The organism is Flavobacterium sp. CLA17 (genome assembly GCF_013112255.2).
Taxonomy (GTDB): domain Bacteria; phylum Bacteroidota; class Bacteroidia; order Flavobacteriales; family Flavobacteriaceae; genus Flavobacterium; species Flavobacterium circumlabens.
Genome location: NZ_CP068294.1, coordinates 3,770,421 through 3,790,536, shown reverse-complemented (window position 1 = coordinate 3,790,536; position 20,116 = coordinate 3,770,421). Strand labels below are relative to the sequence as shown.

The following is a 20,116-nucleotide window of genomic DNA, read 5'->3' as shown; positions in this document are numbered from 1 at the left end:
TAATCTTATCTAATTAATTAAACTAAATAAGTATCGTTATGAAACTATATATAAAATCATTAGAAACGTATTTCATTTTAATATGTTCTTTTATCACATTTTGCGCTACTGCGCAACAAGAACCGCAATACACGCAGTATATGTATAATACGATGTCAGTAAATCCTGCTTATACAGGATCTACCGGATCATTAGAAGCATCACTTTTGTATCGTTCACAATGGGTTGGAATTGATGGTGCTCCGGAAACACAGTCATTTTCTATTCATGCACCACTTCGAAATGAAAAAATCGGTCTCGGTTTAAGTATTGTCAATGACAAAATCGGGCCATCTGACGAATTGTATGTTGATGGAAACTTTTCCTATTCAATACCTCTTGGATATGAAAAAAGACTGGCCTTTGGATTAAAAGCAGGTATGCGAATGCTGAATATAGACTGGTCCAAAGGGAAATATTATGATAATACAGATAATCTGTTAAATCAGAATATTAATAATCAGATGAAACTGGCCGTCGGGGCAGGTATTTATTACTATACCGATAAATGGTATTTGGGAGTTTCAATTCCAAGTTTTATTCAGAATAATTATTATGATGATGTTCAGGAATCTATAGATTATGATCGTTTGCATTATTATTTAATGGGAGGTTATGTGTTTGATTTGAATCCGAATTTAAAATTCAAACCTGCATTTTTGGTAAAAGCAGTAAGCGGAGCTCCGCTTACTGCTGATGTTTCAGCAAATTTCATGATTGCAGAAAAATTTGTAATTGGTGGTGCTTACAGAACAGACGACTCTGTGAGCATACTGGCTGGTTTCCAGATAGCAAAAAGCTTTTATATCGGATACGCTTTTGACTACACAGTAAGCCAATTGAACAAATACAATGATGGTTCACATGAAATCATCCTGCGCTATCAGTTTAATAAAGGTGAAAGCAAAATCAAATCTCCTCGATTCTTCTAAAAACAAACTCTATGAAAAAATTATATATCCTAAGTTTAGTCCTGAGTTTTACGATTGGTTTTGCTCAGACTAATTTAAAAAAGGCAGATGCGTTGTTTAAAAACTATTCTTATGTAGATGCTTCTAAAGCTTACGAAGAAATTTTACAAAACATCAAGAACCCGTCCACACAGACGCTAAAGAATGCGGCCGATTCGTATTATTTTATTTCAGATGCAAGAAATGCGCTGAAATGGTACAAAAAATTATACGAAGCACAAGGTAACAATCTGACAGACATTTACTATTTGCGTTACATTCAGTCCTTAAAAGGAGTGATGGACTATGATGAGGCCAACAGAATGATCAAAGAATATCTGGATAAAAAAGGAGATCAGAATGAAATTAACAGATACGCCACTCAAAAGAAGCAGCTGGACAGTCTCTCTAAAGCCAAATCTCTTTATAACATAAAAAATCTCGATATCAACACCAGTAAATCTGATTTTGGGGCTACTTTTTTTCAGGATAAAATTGTGTTTACCTCCGCAAGGGATACTACAAAATTTAGTGAAAAATTATATACCTGGAACAACCAGCCTTTTTTAAATCTTTATGTAGCAGATCGTAATCCGGCAGACGGAAGCTTGTTCAACGAAGTTTTGTTTATACCAAACGTAATGACAAAATATCATGAAGCAACGGCTACTTTTGATGCCCAGGGCAAAACCATTTATTACTCGACCAACATCGTCAAGAAAAATAAACTGGTTATCGATGAGACAAAAACCAATAATTTTCAGATAATTAAAGGGGCAATTGTAAACAACAAATTAGAAAATCCTGAAAAAGTTTTTTTTGACAGTGATGATTATTCTGCAGGACACCCTTCGTTAAGCGATGATGGGCGTTGGCTTTTCTTTGCATCAGATATGCCTGGCGGATACGGCGAAACCGATTTGTATTATGTGAAAATTTCTGATGACGGTACGATGAGTTCCCCTGTAAACCTGGGGCCGAAAATTAATACATTGGGGAATGATCTTTTTCCTTTTTTTAGCAACGGAACGCTTTATTTCTCTTCAGACGGGCATTACGGATTAGGGGATTTAGATGTTTACGAAAGCAAATTCCTGGCAGATGGAACATTTTCTGTTCCGCGTAATCTGGGAGAGCCAATAAACAGTAACAAAGACGATTTTTCTTTTATAATTGACAAAGCCGATAATTTCGGTTATGTCTCGTCCAACAGAGCAGATGGAAAAGGTGATGATGACATTTATTCTTTTGTAAAAGGAAAACCGGTCTGCAATCAGAATATTTCCGGTATAGCCGTTGACAGAAAAACCAAATTACCGCTTACCGATGTTGTAATCATGGCATACAATTCCTATAGTGACGTTCTGAATGAAACAAAGACCAATTATGAGGGTAAGTATGCAATCGTAGTGCCGTGTGGAAAAGTCGTTAAACTGCTGGCAGCAAAACAGAACTATAGTAATGACGAAAAAACAGTTCAAACGGGAAATGATAATGAGGGCGAAATTAAGGATATTAATTTTGAACTTAGCAATTATGACGACTTAGTAGTGAAGAAAAAAGGGGTTGAAAAAGTAGATGTTAACCCTATCTATTTTGATTATGATAAGTATGATATTACACCTTTGGCAATAGAAGAGCTGACAAAAGTAGTTTTTATCATGCAGAAATTTCCTAACATCAGAATCAAAATAGAATCACATACCGATTCTCGCGGAAAAGACGCTTACAACCTTAAACTATCCGATAACAGAGCCAAATCAACCCGCGATTATATTATTTCTCAGGGAATAGATACTTCAAGAATCGAGAGTGCGATAGGTTATGGCGAAAGCCGGTTGATTAATAAATGTAAAAATGGTGTGAAATGTACCGAAGCGGAGCACTTGCTAAACAGACGTTCAGATTTCATTATCATTCAAAAGTAACTCTATATTTATGTCCAAACTGGCTTATAGCCAGTGTAAAAATATAGAACTTAAAAACCATTTGGAAGTTGGTTTTGATTAATTCTTTTTTAAAGAATAATGGACAAAAAGGAAATCAAGTTGCATTTTTTTGCAACTTGATTTTTGATTTTTAAAACTTTTGTGTTTTTATGTTTTTCAACAAAAATAATCCTAATTTTGAATTTACAGTTATTTAAAATCACAATCCGCATCATTTTACTATTTTATGAATATTCAAGAGACAATTCAGGCTTTAAGAAATGAACTTAACCAACACAATTACAATTACTACGTACTTGATAATGCCACAATTTCAGATTATGATTTTGATGTTAAGTTAAAAGAGCTTCAGGATTTAGAAAGTAAAAATCCGGAATTTTTTGATAAAAATTCTCCAACCCAGAGAGTAGGAGGTACCATTACCAAGAATTTTAAAACTATAGCGCATCAATACCGCATGTATTCGCTGGATAATTCCTACTCCAAAGATGATTTGGAAGATTGGCAAAACCGAATTCAGAGAGTACTCGGAAATGTTGATTTGCAATACACCTGTGAATTAAAATATGACGGAGCTTCTATAAGTATCACTTACGAAAACGGAAAATTAGTTCAGGCTTTAACGCGTGGAGATGGTTTTCAGGGAGATGATGTCACCAATAATATCAAAACCATAAGATCAATACCTCTGCAATTAAAGGGAAATTACCCTGCCAAATTTGATATACGCGGAGAAATTATTCTGCCGTACGCCGGATTCGAAAAAATGAACCAGGAATTAATTGAAATTGGGGAAACGCCTTATTCCAACCCACGAAATACAGCATCAGGAAGTTTAAAATTGCAAGACAGTGCAGAGGTGGCCAAGCGCCCTTTAGAATGCTTATTGTATTTTGTAACCGGTAATAATTTGCCATTTCCTTCACAATTTGAAGGTTTGGAATCTGCCAGAAAATGGGGATTTAAAGTTCCCAATGAAGCAAAACTGGTACATAATTTACAGGAAGTTTTCGATTTTATCGATTATTGGGACGTACACCGCCATAATTTGCCTTACGAAACAGACGGCGTAGTAATCAAAGTAAATAGTATCCAGCATCAGGAAGAGTTGGGGTATACGGCAAAATCGCCACGTTGGGCAATGGCTTATAAATTCAAATCAGAGCAGGTTTCTACGCAATTAGAATCGATTTCCTATCAAGTGGGTCGCACAGGTGCTATTACGCCTGTAGCAAATTTAAAAGCCGTACAATTGGCGGGAACAATAGTAAAAAGAGCTTCTTTGCACAATGCAGATCAGATCGAAAAATTAGACATCAGAATAAACGATACCGTTTTTGTTGAAAAAGGAGGAGAAATTATTCCGAAGATTATCGCAGTAGATTTAGAAAAACGCCCGGAAAATTCAGAAAGAACACAATACATCACACATTGCCCGGAATGCCATAGCGAATTGGTACGAAATGCAGGTGAAGCCAATCATTACTGCCCTAATTTCTACGGATGTCCTCCACAGATTATTGGAAGAATCCAACACTATATTTCCAGAAAAGCAATGGATATTGAAGGTCTTGGAGGTGAAACAGTCGCGCTGCTTTTCAAAAACGGATTGGTTCATAACTATGCCGATTTATATGAATTGAAAGTAGAAGACATTTTGCATTTAGAAAGAATGGCAAAAAAATCTGCTGAAAATCTGGTAAATGGCGTGCAAAAATCAACAGAAATTCCATTCGAAAGTGTTCTGTTTGCACTTGGAATTCGTTTTGTGGGTGAAACAGTAGCCAAAAAATTAGCCAAACATTATAAAAATATTACCGCATTAAGTCAGGCTTCCCTGATGGAATTGATTTTAGTAGATGAAATAGGCGAGCGTATTGCCAGAAGTGTCATTGAATTTTTTGAAAATGAAGAGAATCAAAAAATCATAGAACGCTTAAAAAATCATGGCGTTCAGTTTGAAGTTGTCGAAAAAATAAACCCAAATGCAACAGAGAAATTCATCGGAAAAACATTTGTAGTTTCAGGTGTTTTTGCCCAATTTTCAAGAGATGAATTAAAGAAAACCATCGAAGACAACGGAGGAAAGGTTGGAAGCTCCATTTCTGCCAAAACAGATTTTGTGGTTGCAGGAGATAACATGGGACCAGCCAAATTAGAAAAGGCAAATAAATTAAATATTCCGATATTGTCTGAAGAAGATTTTATAACGAAACTAAATGAAAGCGAATAAACCGTCGTTAATCCTGTTTTTTCTCGCATTACTCTGTACCATAATTTTTGATTGTACAGGACAGGATTTTTTGGCCGTTTATGCAAAAGCGATTGTACTTCCTGCAATTTTTTTCTACTTTTTAATTAGCAGCAATTACAAAATTGGAAAAACAGAAGCTTTTATTTTTTTCTTTTGCTTTGTGGGTCAGGTCTTTGATCTGATGGAAGTAGAAGTCTCTAAAATTGGGGTAGTACTTAGTTTCTTAATCGTTTATATCTTATTGCTTCAGTTTTTTATAGTAAATCATAAAAGAATAAAGCTCAGAAGAAAAGATATTTTGCCGGTATTTATAGTGGTTGTTTTTATAATATACTTACTGATTTCAGTACTGAGTCTGCAGGCAGACAGTATAAAAAAGTTTAATTTTATTTATACTTTTTACGGAATTGTATTAAGTATTTTAAGTTATTTTTCATTTGTAAGTTACATCACAAAAGGAACCCACATTACATTGCTAATGTCTCTAATGGCGATAAGCTATATATTTTCAGACATATTTTATATCTTCAATGAGTATTTTTCCTTTTCAGTGGTACTCGTGCTGATTCGTGACATTACCCAAATTCTGGCTTACTACTTTATGGCGGAATATTTCCTTGAAAAGACTAAACTAAAAACCGGGAAAAGGATTATTATACAATAATCGATTTCCCCTGATTAGTATGCGCTTTGTCCTTATCAAAATAAAAATCAATACGGCCTAAATTAATGCCGTAGCATCCCACCTGATTGACCAAAACATTTTCACCCCCTTTGTTCTTTACGATAGTTGGTTTGTCTAAAAAAGTATGCGTATGCCCGCCAATAATCAAATCAATATCCTGGGTTAATTCCGCTAATTTCAAATCACAGATTTTAGTTGCGTCATCTTTGTAATTATAACCTAAATGCGAAAGACAGACAACCAGATCACATTTTTCTGTTTTTTTCAATAATTGCGTCATGTCCTGTGCGATTTCTACAGGATTGTTGTAAACCGTTTCCTTGTACATTTGTTTGTCTACCAGACCTGCAAGTTCAATTCCAAGGCCAAAAACACCAACTTTGATTCCGTTTTTATTAAAAATTTTATACGGTTTAACAAGTCCGTTCATTACCGTATTTTTAAAGTCGTAATTCGAATTTATAAATTCAAAACTGGCATGCGGCATCTGAGCGTATAAACCATCCAGACCATTGTCGAAATCATGATTTCCTATAGTTGAGGCATCATATTTCATCATGCTCATCAATTTAAATTCAAGCTCACCACCATAATAATTAAAGTACGGAGTTCCCTGAAAAATATCACCTGCATCTAATAAAAGTACGTTTGGATTTTCTTTACGTATAGTTTCTATAAGAGCAGCTCTGCGGGATACACCACCTTTGTTTGCATTACGCGGATCATCAGCCGGAAAAGGGTCAATATGGCTGTGAACATCGTTAGTATGTAAAATAGTTAAGTGTTTAATATCGTTAGTTTCAAAACTGCTAAATGACAGGCCTAAGCTTAATAAGGCAGTAGTGGCAGCTGTTTTCTCGATAAATTCTCTTCTTTTCATTTTTTATATTTTTTACTGAAACGATATTGTAATTTGTAATGTTTTTTTGGCCACGAATTTCACTAATTTTCGCGAATTGGGTATTTTTTATCAACATCAGGATTGGTATAAATCCGTGAAATTCGTGGCAACCTTATATTATTCTTCTGTAATACGGATGTCTCTTGGTACCGGAATGGTATCGACTTCTTTGAAATAATCGATCAATACATCTCTAAGTTTGTAATTCAGATCATACTTTTGCACACTTTTTGCAAAAAAAGTCATGCTGTCTCCGCCATTTGCCAAATAATCATTGGTTGCAACATAGTAAGTTGAAGTAAGATCAAGAGGTTTTCCCTGAATCATAATGTTTTTTGGAGTCTTGTCTTTTGCGATTGTAAAAGTCATCCCGGATAATGGCTGTGCTTTCTGTGCCTTAATAATATAAGAACACATTTCTAAAATCTGATCTCCCTTTAGCGCCATAACAACCATACTGTTTTCAAAAGGCATAATTTCAAATGCTGTTCTGCTGGTCACATTTCCTTTAGGTAAAATGGCTCTTATTCCACCATGATTCAATAAACACAGATCAATGCTTTTTTTCTCACGGGCTTTAAAAACCAGATTTCCTCTTTCGACACAAACATCAGCCATGAGATTTCCAATAGTCGACTGCCATTTTCCAGTGCTTTTGTCAAGTGTTTCAGGGCAATAAGCCAAGACACTGTCTAAATCCTTATTAATATGATTTCGATACGGAGCAATAAAGCTTTCAATTGCAGGCGTTTCAGAAGCCTTTTCCGTTACAGGAAGCAGTTTACCTTCTATCTTCGTTAAATTGTAGTTTTTGGTACTGCAAGAAGTTATAAAAAAAAGTGTTAAGAATATAACAAAAAGTTTCAAAAATCCGTTATACTTTTTTAGTTTTACCATCTTAAATGCGACTTAAATAATTAATTTTGTAATCTGGCAAAAGTACTATGTTTTTAAATTATATAAAGGAATTTTTTGTAAAAAAATCATTAAAAAATAACTTGTATAATGTCAAAAACGAAGTGTTTACAAGTAAGATACAAACAATTGGTTTACTGGTTGATGAAAGTAAATTTCAACATTCAAAAGAGTTAATTAAAGAATTAACATTGAATGGAATCAATGCGGAGGATATCAAAATTGTGGTGTACAGAGATAAATTCAAAGAAAAAACAGCGTATTCAAGACCAACTTTCGGTAAAAAAGACATCAGTTGGAACGGAAATGTAACCGTAGATTTTCTAAATGAATTTATAAAGACAGAATTTGACCTTTTGATTAGTTATTATGATATCGAAAAAGCAATTTTGATGCTGATAACAAGTAAGTCAGAAGCGAAGTTTAAAGTTGGTTTTGCATCCGTCGATAAAAGATTGAACAGATGGATGATAGAGACCGCTACAGAGAATTACAAACTCTTCGTTTTCGAATTGTTTAAGTATTTAAAAAGTTTAAAATAAAATATAAATTAGAATATGCAATCATTAATAGGTACTGGCGTTGCTCTTGTAACTCCATTTAAAAAAGATTTCTCAATTGATTTTGAAGCATTACAGCGAATAGTTAATTTTTCGATTGATGGAGGAGTTGAATATCTTGTGGTTATGGGTACAACAGCAGAAAATGCTACCTTAACCCAAGCCGAAAAAGAATTGGTTATTAATGCAGTAATTGATTTTAATAAAGGAAGATTACCTCTTGTACTTGGTGTTGGCGGTAATAATACCATGCAGGTTGTAGAAGAATTAAAAACCAGGGATTTTTCGGCATTTGATGCAATCCTTTCTGTTTCCCCTTACTATAACAAACCAACCCAGGAAGGCATTTATCAGCATTTTAAGGCAGTTGCCGAAGCTTCTCCGCTGCCGGTTATTTTATATAACGTACCGGGAAGAACATCCAGCAATATGTTGCCTTCAACAGTAGTTCGTCTGGCAAATGATTTTAAAAATGTCGTGGCAATAAAAGAAGCTGCAGGAGATATCGTGCAGGCTTTTCAACTGATTAAAAACACACCAAAAGATTTCCTTGTAATTTCAGGTGATGATATGATTGCCTTACCAATAGTTTTGGCTGGCGGAGCAGGGGTAATTTCTGTAATTGGACAGGGTTTTCCTAAAGAATTTTCAGAAATGATTCGTTTGGGACTGAATAGAAAAGTAAATGAAGCTTTTAAAACGCAATACTTTTTATCCGATTGTATTGATATGATTTTTGAGCAGGGAAATCCTGCCGGAATCAAACAAGTATTCAAAGCCCTTGGTATTGCTGAAAACACGGTACGTTTACCATTAGTGTCAGTAGATGATTCACTGGCAGGAAGATTGAATGAATTTGTTAAAAAAAGCATTAAAGTAGAACAGGATTAACGGTATTTTATTATACCAAAAAAATATTTTGTAGTAGCTAAATTAATAACTAAATTTGCCACCGGAACTTCGGTGTGATTTTGCTTTGGCACAATTGTCTAAGTAATCATAATAAAAGTAATAAAATGAAAAAATTAGTATCTCTGTTAATTGTTGTTGTCCTTTTTTGTTCTTGTAGTGATTACCAAAAAGCATTGAAAAATGAAGATGTTGCGGCAAAATTTGAAATAGCAACAAAGATGTATGAGGCAGGAAAATATTCAAAAGCCATCCGTCTTTTTGAGCAATTAGCGCCTACTTACAGAGGTAAACCTCAGGCTGAAAAATTATTTTATATGTTTTCTCAGTCCTATTATAAAACAAAACAATATTACCTGGCTGGTTACCAGTTTGAAAGTTTCGTATCAGGTTATCCGCGAAGTGAAAAAGTTCAGGAAGCTGCTTTTCTCGGAGCATTTAGTTATTCAAAATTATCTCCTGTTTACAGTTTAGACCAGACAGATACGGTAAAAGCACTGGAAAAATTACAGGCTTTTATTGATAATTATCCAAATTCAGAATACATTGCCCAGGCAAATGAAGCAGTGAAAATTCTGAATGGCAAGCTGGAGAAAAAAGCATACGAAAATGCCAAAGGGTATAACACGATTTCAGATTATAAATCCGCATTAATTGCTTTTGATAATTTTATTGCTGATTTCCCGGGAACACCTTTTAAAGAAGATGCATTGTTCTATAAATATGATTCTGCATACAAACTGGCCATAAACAGCGTTCCTTCCAAAATGCAGGATCGTTTAAATATTGCCAAAGTAGCTTACAATAACTTGCTTAAGTTTAAAAGCGACACAAAATACAAAGTGCAGGCTGACGAAATGAACGTCAGAGTTGAAACTGATTTACAAAAATATAATAAATAAAAAAAAGTCATGGATTTAAAAAAGACGAATGCTCCTGTAAACACAATAACTTACAATAAAACAGTTATTGAAGAGCCAACAGGAAATGTGTATGAGGCAATTACCATTATGGCTAAAAGAGCAAATCAGATTAATTCTGAAATCAAAAAAGAATTAACAGAGAAGTTAGAAGAGTTTGCTACTTATAATGACAGTCTTGAAGAAGTTTTTGAAAATAAAGAACAAATTGAAGTTTCTAAATTTTACGAAAAATTACCAAAACCACACGCTTTAGCGGTTCAGGAATGGTTAGATGGTAAAACATACCACAGAAGTTCAAACAAATAATAGAGTATAATGTCAGTTTTAAACGGGAAGAAAATTTTACTGGGAGTTTCTGGTGGAATTGCAGCCTATAAAACAGCCTCATTAGTACGACTTTTTATAAAAGCAGGTGCACATGTCCAAGTGATAATGACACCTGCTTCTAAGGATTTTGTAACGCCACTTACGTTATCTACCTTATCTAAAAATCCGGTACATTCCAGTTTCTTTAATCAGGATGATGAAGATGCTGTTTGGAACAATCACGTTGAATTGGCACTTTGGGCTGATCTGATGCTTATTGCTCCGGCAACTGCCAATACATTATCTAAAATGACAACTGGCAATTGCGATAATCTTCTAATTGCAACTTATTTATCGGCTAAATGTCCCGTTTACTTTGCTCCGGCAATGGATCTGGATATGTACAAACACCCTTCTACAATTTCAGGTTTTACGGCCTTAAAGCAATTTGGGAATGTCATGATTCCCGCAGAAAGCGGTGAACTGGCAAGTGGTCTCTCAGGCGAAGGAAGAATGGCAGAACCCGAAAACATAATTGCGTTTCTGGAAGCTGATTTAGAAAGTAAATTACCCTTAAAAGGAAAAAAAATACTAATTACTGCCGGACCAACATACGAAGCAATAGATCCTGTACGTTTTATAGGAAATCATTCCTCAGGAAAAATGGGTTTTGATATCGCAAATGCAGCAGCAGATTTAGGGGCAAGTGTTATTTTAATCTCCGGACCAACACATTTCAAGGTGAAAAATACAGTAATCCAGGTGATAAATGTTGTATCTGCACAGGAAATGTACGATGCCTGCCATCTCTATTACAATGAGGTTGATGTTGCCGTTGCAGCCGCAGCAGTAGCTGATTATAAGCCTAAAACGGTAGCTTTACAGAAAATCAAAAAAGCTCCGGATGAGTTTTCGATTGAACTCGAAAAAACAAAAGACATTTTATTGTCGATGGGAAATAGCAAAAAAAATCAATTTTTGATTGGATTTGCTTTAGAAACTGAAAATGAAATTGAGAATGCGAAGTTGAAAATTCAGAAAAAAAACTTAGATTTGATTGTTTTAAATTCCTTGCAGGATGAAGGGGCCGGTTTTAAAAAAGAAACCAATAAAGTAACTTTTATCGATAAGGATTTTAAAATTGAACCAATGGAATTGAAATCAAAAGAATCAGTTGCTGCCGATATTTTGAATAAAGTGATTTCACATTTTTCATAAAGCAGAATTGATTTCAAATCAAACACTGAATTAAAAAATAGCGGAACCACATTTCGCTAAACGCAAATAGTATCTTCGTATGAATAATAAAATAGTTACTTTATTAGTATTTTTAATCTTTGGCTTTACGCAGGCACAACAGCTAAATTGTACGGTAACTATAAATACGGACAGACTTCCCAATCCAAATCAGCAGGTTTTTAAAACACTGCAGACTTCCTTATCAGAATTTGTAAATAAAACAGACTGGACAGGTTCTGTATTGAAACAAAACGAACGCATTAATTGTTCGATGTATATTACTTTATCATCGAATAGTTCAGATCAGTTTTCGGGTACCATTCAGATTCAGGCGTCAAGACTGATCTATAATTCGACCTATTCCTCTCCGATTTTTAATTTTAATGATAAAGACTTTAGCTTCAGGTATACAGAATATGAGCCGCTATTGTTTAATCCGACCACTTTTGAATCCAATCTGGTTTCTGTAGTTTCCTTTTACAGCTATATGATTTTAGGAATAGACGCCGATACGTTTCAATTGGGTGGAGGAAGTTCTTATCTTGAAACCGCCCAAAATATTTCAAATGTAGCGCAACAGGGAGGTTTTAAAGGCTGGAGCCAGGCAGACGGAGTTCAGAACCGTTACTTTTTAATAAACGATATGCTCTCGCCAACCTACAGCGACTTAAGACAAACCATGTTTTTATACCATTCCGGTTTAGATAATATGAATCAGGATTTGAAAGCGGCCAAAGAAAAAATAAAATCTTCAATAGTACTCATAAGCAAATTAAATTCGGTGAAGCCAAATGCTTTTTTAACACGGATATTTTTTGATGCTAAATCAGATGAAATTGTGTCCATTTTTTCAGGAGGACCAAGTATTCCCGTTACCGATTTAACAGATGTTTTAAACAAAGTGTCCCCATTGAATTCTACAAAATGGTCGCAAATCAAATTTTAATTAGATTTAAATTTTGCTCCCTTCATTAACTTTTATATTTATATATTTTTTCTTATGATTACTTCACTGTCAATTAAAAATTACGCTCTGATTGAAAAACTTGCTATTGATTTTTCAAAAGGTTTTTCTATAATTACAGGTGAAACAGGTGCTGGTAAATCTATAATTTTAGGAGCACTAGGTTTGGTTTTGGGAAAAAGAGCCGATCTGACTTCATTGAAAAATAAAGAAGAAAAATGTGTAATCGAGGCACAATTTGAAATTTCGAAGTACAATTTAAAAGAATTTTTCGAAGCAAATGACCTTGATTATGAAGACGAAACAATCATCAGACGCGAAATTTTGCCTTCAGGAAAATCACGTGCTTTTATTAATGATAGCCCTGTAAACCTTCAGGAACTTCAGGATTTAAGTTTGTTTTTGATTGATATTCATTCGCAGCAACAGACTCAGGAACTTTCTGATGAAAACGTTCAGTTTAACATAATTGATGCAATTGCGAACAATTCAGATGTAATCGGATCTTATCAAAAACTTCTGAAAACCTATAAATCAGACAAGTCAAAACTAAATGCTTTGCTGAAAAAACAAAGCGATTCCGGTAAAGAGCAGGAATACAATACTTTTCTGTTGAATGAACTGGTAGTAGCAAAGCTGAAATCAGGGGAACAGGAAGAACTGGAAGCTGATTTTGAGAAGCTGAATAATGTCGAAATTATAAAAGAAGCAATTGATAAATCTTTGGTGATTACCAACGAAGAACAATTTGGCGTTTTTCATAATCTGAATGAAATTAAAATTTCATTGCAAAAAATAGCCCTTTTTTCACCCGAATATCAGAGTTTATTCGAAAGAATTACAAGTGTAGCCATCGAAGTAGATGACGTTTCTAAAGAACTGCAAAATGCTTCAGAAAAATTATTAAACGATCCTGAAAAGTTAGAATTAACGAATCAGAAATTGCAGTTGATTTATAATCTTCAAAAGAAACATCAGGTCACTTCTGTAGCAGATCTGCTTCAGATTCAGGCTGATTTGGAAATTGCAGTTGTCGAATTAGGAAATATCGAAGAAGAAATTACAATTTTAACGCAGGCTATAGAACAAAAAACACAGGAGTTGGATGCTTTCTCTGCGACAATTCATCAAAACAGGGAAAAAGCGATTCCGGTTTTATCCAGTCAGCTCGTTTCGATTCTGGAGACTTTAGGAATGCCAAACGTTCGTTTCAATATGGAACTGCTGCCGTCTGAAACTTATTTTCAAAACGGAAAAGACGAATTACAGTTTTTATTTTCAGCCAATAAAGGAACAGATTTCGGACTGCTTAAGAAAGTGGCTTCCGGAGGAGAGATGTCGCGTATTATGTTGGCTGTTAAAGCAATATTAGCCAAATACTCAAAATTACCGACTTTGATTTTTGATGAAATTGATACCGGAGTTTCCGGCGAAATAGCCATTCGAATGGGAGAGATTATGAAAGAAATGAGCACCACAATGCAAATATTTGCGATTACGCATTTACCGCAAATTGCCGCAAAAGGAGATTCTCATTTCAAGGTTTTCAAATCTACGGTTGATGAGGATACACAATCAGAATTGAAGCTCTTAACTCAGGAAGAAAGAATTATAGAAATTGCCCAGATGCTTTCTGGTGCCAACATTTCAGATTCGGCACTAAATCATGCAAAAGAATTATTAAATTAAGAATACGTTAGATATGGAAAGCCTGAGTTTTTATGAAAATCAATTTATTAAAGCAGATTCCTTAATATCTGACGGAAATATAGCTGACGGAAAAGAACTGCTGGAGGAAATACTGGCTCAATATCCTGACTTTGGTAAAGCGCACAATCATTTGGGATGGATTTATTATAACAAGTTAAGTAACCATGACAGAGGAATTTATCATTATAAACTGGCTATGAAATTTGAACCCAAATACCCGCCGCCTTATATCAACTATACCTATTTGCTCATTGATATTGGTCGTTATGCTGAAGCCAAAGACCATATCAATACTACGATGCAAAGCCTTGAAAATTTTGATTATTCGACCTACCACAGTGAATTAGGAAGAATGGCGGAGTATGAAAATGAGTACATGACAGCTTATAATTATTATAAACTAGCGAAGAAAAATGCCTTAAACCCAAACTTTATAGACAATATGAACGCCAACATGAAAAGGGTTAAAGATAAAATGTCTATTTTTGAAAAATTAAAACTGAAATTGAATTAATACAATAAAATAATTGCAAGATGATTATAGAACCTAGAATGAGAGGATTTATTTGTTTGACATCCCACCCAAAAGGATGCGAGCAAAATGTAAAAAATCAAATAGAATATATAAAATCAAAAGGTCCGATCGCCGGAGCAAAAAAAGTACTGGTTATTGGTGCTTCAACAGGTTTCGGATTGGCTTCAAGAATTACAAGTGCTTTCGGATCTGATGCTGCGACAATTGGAGTTTTTTTTGAAAAACCACCGGTTGAAGGAAAAACAGCTTCACCTGGATGGTACAATTCTGCAGCTTTTGAAACTGAAGCTCATAAAGCAGGTTTGTATGCAAAAAGTATCAATGGAGATGCCTTTTCAAACGAAATTAAAAGACAAACATTAGATTTAATAAAAGCTGATTTAGGACAGATTGATCTTGTGATCTATAGTTTGGCATCACCAGTGCGTTTACACCCTGTTACAGGAGTGACACACCGCTCCGTTTTAAAACCAATCGGACAAACATTTACAAACAAAACAGTTGATTTTCATACCGGAAACGTTACTGAGGTTTCTATAGCTCCGGCTAATGAAGAAGACATCACCAATACTGTTGCAGTAATGGGAGGTGAAGACTGGGCTATGTGGATGGATGCTTTAAAAGATGAAAATTTGCTGGCAGAAGGAGCTACAACAGTTGCTTATTCTTATATCGGACCATCATTGACAGAAGCAGTTTACCGTAAAGGAACAATTGGCCGTGCAAAAGATGATTTGGAAGCTACAGCATTTTCTATTACAGATAGTCTAAAATCAGTAGGCGGAAAAGCGTATGTATCCGTAAATAAAGCCCTGGTTACTCAGGCAAGTTCTGCAATTCCTGTTATTCCTTTATATATTTCTCTTCTGTACAAAATCATGAAAGAAGAAGGAATTCACGAAGGCTGTATTGAGCAGATTCAACGTTTGTTTCAGGACAGACTGTACAGTGGGGCTGAAGTTCCTGTAGATGAAAAAGGAAGAATCAGAATTGACGATTGGGAAATGCGTGAAGATGTTCAGGCGAAAGTAGCACAACTTTGGCTGGAAGCAACAACGGAATCTTTACCTGGAATTGGAGATTTGGCAGGTTACAGAAATGATTTCCTGAATTTATTCGGATTTGAATTTGCAGGAGTCGACTACAAAGCCGAAGCAAATGAAGTAGTTGAAATTGAAAGTATAAAATAAAAATACAGATTACCATAAATAAAAACCATCAGCCAAAAGTTGATGGTTTTTTTGTGAATATACCATATCTTTGTTAAAATTTTTCAGTTTAAATAATTACTACTTTAATACCTCATATTCCATTATGATTTTTTCTTTAATTATACCCGTGTATAATCGACCAGATGAAGTTGATGAACTTTTAGAAAGTCTGACCCAATCTGATTATAATGAAGCTTTTGAAATTGTCCTTGTAGAAGATGGTTCCTCCATACCATGTAAAGATGTGGTGATGACATACCAGGGAAAACTTAATATTTCCTATTATTTCAAAGAAAATTCAGGACCCGGAGACTCAAGGAATTTTGGAATGCAAAAGGCGAGGGGTGATTATTTTATCATTTTTGATTCGGATTGTATCATTCCGTCTAACTATCTGACCGAAGTTCGAAAAGAGTTAAATGCCAATTATGTAGATTGTTTTGGAGGCCCTGATAAAGCGCTGAAAAGCTTTTCAGACATTCAAAAGGCGATCAATTTTGCCATGACTTCATTTCTTACAACCGGCGGTATTCGAGGTGGTTCTGAGAAAATCAATAAATTTCAGCCGCGCAGTTTTAATATGGGGATTTCAAAGAAAGCCTTTGAAATTTCAAAAGGTTTTGGAAATATTCATCCGGGCGAAGATCCCGATCTTTCAATTCGTTTGTGGAATCTAGGTTTTGAAACCAGATTATTTCCTGAAGCATTCGTTTATCACAAACGTCGAATAGACTGGGGTAAATTTTCTGTGCAGGTTCACAAATTCGGAATTGCAAGGCCAATCCTAAATAGTTGGTATCCGGAGCATAATAAAATCACATTTTTCTTTCCTACATTCTTTATTTTAGGGTTATTAATAGCTTTTTTATTGTTAATTTTTAGTGTAGACCTTTTTTTACAATTATATTTTGTATATTTCGGTATAATTTTTCTTACATCCAGTGTTCAGAATAAGAGTATAAAGATTGGATTACTTTCATTAGTAGCCGTCTGGAAACAATTTTATGGTTATGGAACGGGGTTTTTGGAATCTTTTGTGAAAATTATCCTCTTGAAGAAAAAACCACAAGAAGCTTTTCCTCGTATGTTTTTTAAAGTATAATATGACAAAAGTTATTGGTTTGACAGGCGGAATCGGAAGCGGTAAAACAACTATTTCCCGTTATTTTGAGGAAATGGGAGTACCTGTTTATATAGCAGATGACGGAGCCAAAAAAGTCATGCAGTCTGAAAAGATTATTAAACAAATAAAAACAACTTTTGGAGATGCAATTTTTGAAAATAATATTTTAGACAGAGCTAAACTGGCTGAGATTGTCTTTAAAGATAAAGATAAGTTAAGCCAATTAAATGCGATAGTTCATCCTGCTGTTAAGGAGGATTTCGAGGCATGGTTATTGAGACACGAAAACTGCCAATATGTAATCTACGAAGCCGCAATTTTGTTCGAAAGTGGTCGTTATAAAGAATGTGATCTTGTAATAACAGTAACTGCTCCTGAAGAAGTAAGGATTGAAAGAGTTTTAAAGCGTGATAATACCACAAGAGACCATGTTTTAAGCCGTATGAAAATGCAATGGGATGATGAAAAACGTATTTCCGGAAGCAATTTTGTAATAAATAACGATAATCTTAAAAAAGCTAAAGAAGAAGTTGTTAAAATTCTTAAAATTTTAAATATAAAACAAAATCGGTCTTAAATGTTAATATTTGGTTAATGTATTATTTAGTATATTGTTAAAATATTAATTTTGTTGCGATGAATAAATTATTTTTTAGAATACTTGTTTTGCTCATGAGCTTGTCCTTAATAGGGATAATTCTGGTTCAGGTATATTGGTTCAATTCTTCATTTAAGAATAATGACGACCAGTTTAAATATCATGTGACGCAGGTGATTGGCAATGTGGCAGACAAATTAGAAAAACAAGAATTGTATAGTTTTGCATATAAGGCAAACGAAATGAAAGACAGTACCGGTAAGACTCCCAAAAAAGAAGATTTATTGCAGGTTTTGTTTGTTCAGAGAAACAAAAAGACAAATAAAACAATTATATACTCCAATACACTTACCTCTGAAGATTACGATATAAGCAATTCACTTTTTAATAAAAAATTCAGCAGCGAGAGGTTTAAGAACTTTAGCTCGAAACGAGTTACCGAAGTTTATAATAATAACAATAGTATTGATAACAATGCGTTAGGACAGAGTATTATACCAGATCTGACAATTGAAAAATCAGGAAGTTTAGATATATTAAATAAAGTGCAGCAGGAAATCACTATAAAAGATGTTGCTGACGCTTTACCTCTGGAAGAAAGAATTTCGAAACAAAAATTACTTATTCTTTTAAAGAAAGAACTGGAGGAATACGGAGTAAAAACCAAATTTGAATTTGGGGTTTACAGTAATGGAATTGCTACTAAAATTAAATCGGATGGTTTCCATTTTGATAATGATGCAAGTTACCATGTTCCCATATATACAAACAATGAAGGCAACAGTAAATATGAATTATTTGTTACGTTCCCTCATAAAAAGAAATTTCTGTTATCAGAGCTATTAAGTATAACCATACTATCGATAATTTTTACATTAATTATAATAGTTGCCTATACTAGTGCGTTAAATCAATTATTGCGTCAAAAACATATTTCTGAAATCAAAACAGATTTTATAAATAATATGACCCACGAGTTTAAAACTCCAATTGCAACAATAAATTTAGCACTTGATGCGATTAAGAATCCTAAGATTATTGAAGATAAGGAGAAAGTTTTCCGATACCTTCAAATGATACGGGATGAGAATAAAAGAATGCATGCCCAGGTCGAAAATGTTCTTCGTATTTCGAAATTAGAAAAAAGGGAACTGGATATTACAAAAGAGTCCACTGTTATTCATGATATAATTGATGATGCAATTGAGCATGTAAATTTAATCTTAGAAGACAGGCAGGGAACAATTGTAAAGCATTTTAATGCTGCAAGAACAACCTGTTTGATCAACGAAGTACATTTTACAAACGTGTTGGTTAATATTTTAGAAAATGCCATAAAATATTCACCTGATATTCCTGAAATTGAAATTTTTACAGAAAATGTCAAAGACATGATTCTGATAAAAGTAAAAGACAACGGATTAGGTATGAGTAAGATTGCTCAAAAAAGAGTTTTTGAGAAATTTTACAGGGAGCATACCGGAGACTTGCATAATGTGAAAGGACACGGTTTGGGCCTTGCTTATGTAAAAAGAATAGTAGAAGATCACAATGGTCAAGTATATGTTGAAAGCGAAAAAGGAAAAGGTAGCACCTTTATAATAAAAATACCATTAATAAATTAAAATATGGAAAATAATAACAAAAGAATACTTTTAGTAGAAGATGACCTTAATTTCGGGGCAGTTCTTAAAGATTATCTAATGTTAAATGACTTTGAAGTTACTTTAGCTAAAAACGGTATGGAAGGTTTCGAGAAGTTCAAGAAGGATGTGTATGATTTATGTATTCTTGACGTAATGATGCCTTATAAAGATGGTTATACTTTAGCCAAAGAAATTAGAGAGAAGAACAGTGAAGTGCCTATTATATTTTTAACAGCAAAATCTATGAAAGAGGATGTGTTAAAAGGTTATAAAGCCGGAGCTGATGATTATTTGAATAAACCTTTTGATTCAGAAGTTTTACTGATGAAAATCAAAGCAATTATTCAGAGAAAATCTGCGGATACAAAAGCAGAACAAGTTCAGTTTGAATTTAATATTGGTAAATTCCACTTAAATTCTAAATTGAGATTTTTGACTTTTGAAAACGATGAAGCAATTAAATTGTCTCCAAAAGAAAATGAATTGCTTAAAATGTTGATTCTTCATGAAAATGATTTAATGCCAAGAGAATTAGCATTGACTAAAATATGGAGAGATGATAACTACTTTACTTCAAGAAGTATGGACGTTTACATTGCTAAACTTAGAAAATATCTAAAATCTGATGAAGATGTAGAGATCTTAAACATTCACGGAGAAGGTTTCAGATTAGTAGTTAAAAGCAAAATTGCTGAATAA

General features: G+C 34.1%; 19 protein-coding genes. 17 read left to right on the top strand and 2 right to left on the bottom strand.

Annotation, left to right across the window (positions count from 1 at the left end):
- Positions 1-38: 38 nt before the first annotated feature.
- The 4 genes from HAV12_RS15530 to HAV12_RS15515 all read left to right on the top strand — a co-directional run bounded on the left by HAV12_RS15530 (position 39) and on the right by HAV12_RS15515 (position 5,856).
- Positions 39-971, top strand: a complete 933-nt coding sequence (locus HAV12_RS15530; protein ID WP_171570460.1) for a type IX secretion system membrane protein PorP/SprF — start codon at positions 39-41, stop codon at positions 969-971.
- 11 nt (positions 972-982) lie between these two features.
- A complete protein-coding gene (locus HAV12_RS15525) occupies positions 983-2,917 on the top strand; it encodes an OmpA family protein (protein ID WP_171570459.1) in 1,935 nt (644 codons plus the stop codon).
- Positions 2,918-3,164: 247 nt separating this feature from the next.
- Entirely contained in the window at positions 3,165-5,171 is a 2,007-nt protein-coding gene (gene ligA, locus HAV12_RS15520; RefSeq protein WP_171570458.1) for an NAD-dependent DNA ligase LigA, read from the top strand.
- Positions 5,158-5,856, top strand: a complete 699-nt coding sequence (locus tag HAV12_RS15515) for a hypothetical protein (protein ID WP_171570457.1) — start codon at positions 5,158-5,160, stop codon at positions 5,854-5,856. The genes ligA and HAV12_RS15515 overlap by 14 nt, the downstream gene beginning before the upstream one ends.
- Here the strand turns inward: HAV12_RS15515 and HAV12_RS15510 are convergent.
- Positions 5,846-6,757 carry a bifunctional UDP-sugar hydrolase/5'-nucleotidase gene (locus HAV12_RS15510; protein ID WP_171570456.1) on the bottom strand — a complete coding sequence of 304 codons (912 nt, stop codon included), beginning with the start codon at positions 6,755-6,757 and terminating at the stop codon, positions 5,846-5,848. The two genes, HAV12_RS15515 and HAV12_RS15510, sit on opposite strands and share 11 nt — an antisense overlap.
- A gap of 138 nt (positions 6,758-6,895) precedes the next feature.
- Complete coding sequence (locus HAV12_RS15505) at positions 6,896-7,675, bottom strand: 5'-nucleotidase C-terminal domain-containing protein (RefSeq protein ID WP_171570455.1); 780 nt, start codon at positions 7,673-7,675, stop codon at positions 6,896-6,898.
- A gap of 122 nt (positions 7,676-7,797) precedes the next feature.
- Between HAV12_RS15505 and HAV12_RS15500 the strand changes: the two genes are divergently transcribed.
- The 13 genes from HAV12_RS15500 (at position 7,798) to HAV12_RS15440 (ending at position 20,116) form a co-directional block, all read left to right on the top strand.
- A complete protein-coding gene (locus tag HAV12_RS15500; RefSeq protein WP_370528453.1) occupies positions 7,798-8,235 on the top strand; it encodes a hypothetical protein in 438 nt (145 codons plus the stop codon).
- A 15-nt stretch (positions 8,236-8,250) separates the two neighbouring features.
- Positions 8,251-9,144 (top strand): 4-hydroxy-tetrahydrodipicolinate synthase, encoded by an 894-nt coding sequence (dapA, locus tag HAV12_RS15495; RefSeq protein WP_171570453.1) that lies wholly within the window; start codon positions 8,251-8,253, stop codon positions 9,142-9,144.
- A gap of 125 nt (positions 9,145-9,269) precedes the next feature.
- Positions 9,270-10,064 (top strand): outer membrane protein assembly factor BamD, encoded by a 795-nt coding sequence (locus HAV12_RS15490; RefSeq protein ID WP_171570452.1) that lies wholly within the window; start codon positions 9,270-9,272, stop codon positions 10,062-10,064.
- A 9-nt stretch (positions 10,065-10,073) separates the two neighbouring features.
- A complete protein-coding gene (locus tag HAV12_RS15485; protein WP_008463064.1) occupies positions 10,074-10,391 on the top strand; it encodes a DNA-directed RNA polymerase subunit omega in 318 nt (105 codons plus the stop codon).
- Between the two features lie 9 nt (positions 10,392-10,400).
- Positions 10,401-11,609 carry a bifunctional phosphopantothenoylcysteine decarboxylase/phosphopantothenate--cysteine ligase CoaBC gene (coaBC, locus tag HAV12_RS15480; protein WP_171570451.1) on the top strand — a complete coding sequence of 403 codons (1,209 nt, stop codon included), beginning with the start codon at positions 10,401-10,403 and terminating at the stop codon, positions 11,607-11,609.
- Between the two features lie 79 nt (positions 11,610-11,688).
- A complete protein-coding gene (locus HAV12_RS15475; RefSeq protein WP_171570450.1) occupies positions 11,689-12,576 on the top strand; it encodes a DUF4835 family protein in 888 nt (295 codons plus the stop codon).
- A 54-nt stretch (positions 12,577-12,630) separates the two neighbouring features.
- Entirely contained in the window at positions 12,631-14,283 is a 1,653-nt protein-coding gene (gene recN, locus HAV12_RS15470) for a DNA repair protein RecN (RefSeq protein WP_171570449.1), read from the top strand.
- A 13-nt stretch (positions 14,284-14,296) separates the two neighbouring features.
- Positions 14,297-14,818 (top strand): hypothetical protein, encoded by a 522-nt coding sequence (locus tag HAV12_RS15465; RefSeq protein ID WP_171570448.1) that lies wholly within the window; start codon positions 14,297-14,299, stop codon positions 14,816-14,818.
- A gap of 20 nt (positions 14,819-14,838) precedes the next feature.
- Positions 14,839-16,029, top strand: coding sequence for an enoyl-ACP reductase FabV (fabV, locus tag HAV12_RS15460; protein WP_171570447.1), 1,191 nt, complete (start codon positions 14,839-14,841; stop codon positions 16,027-16,029).
- A 124-nt stretch (positions 16,030-16,153) separates the two neighbouring features.
- The gene (locus HAV12_RS15455; protein WP_171570446.1) at positions 16,154-17,152 is read left to right on the top strand and encodes a glycosyltransferase family 2 protein; all 999 of its coding nucleotides are present in this window, start codon (positions 16,154-16,156) and stop codon (positions 17,150-17,152) included.
- Between the two features lies 1 nt (position 17,153).
- Complete coding sequence (coaE, locus tag HAV12_RS15450) at positions 17,154-17,750, top strand: dephospho-CoA kinase (RefSeq protein ID WP_171570445.1); 597 nt, start codon at positions 17,154-17,156, stop codon at positions 17,748-17,750.
- A gap of 59 nt (positions 17,751-17,809) precedes the next feature.
- A complete protein-coding gene (locus HAV12_RS15445; protein ID WP_171570444.1) occupies positions 17,810-19,396 on the top strand; it encodes a sensor histidine kinase KdpD in 1,587 nt (528 codons plus the stop codon).
- 3 nt (positions 19,397-19,399) lie between these two features.
- On the top strand, positions 19,400-20,116 hold the full coding sequence (locus tag HAV12_RS15440) for a response regulator transcription factor (RefSeq protein ID WP_127337492.1): 717 nt from the start codon (positions 19,400-19,402) through the stop codon (positions 20,114-20,116).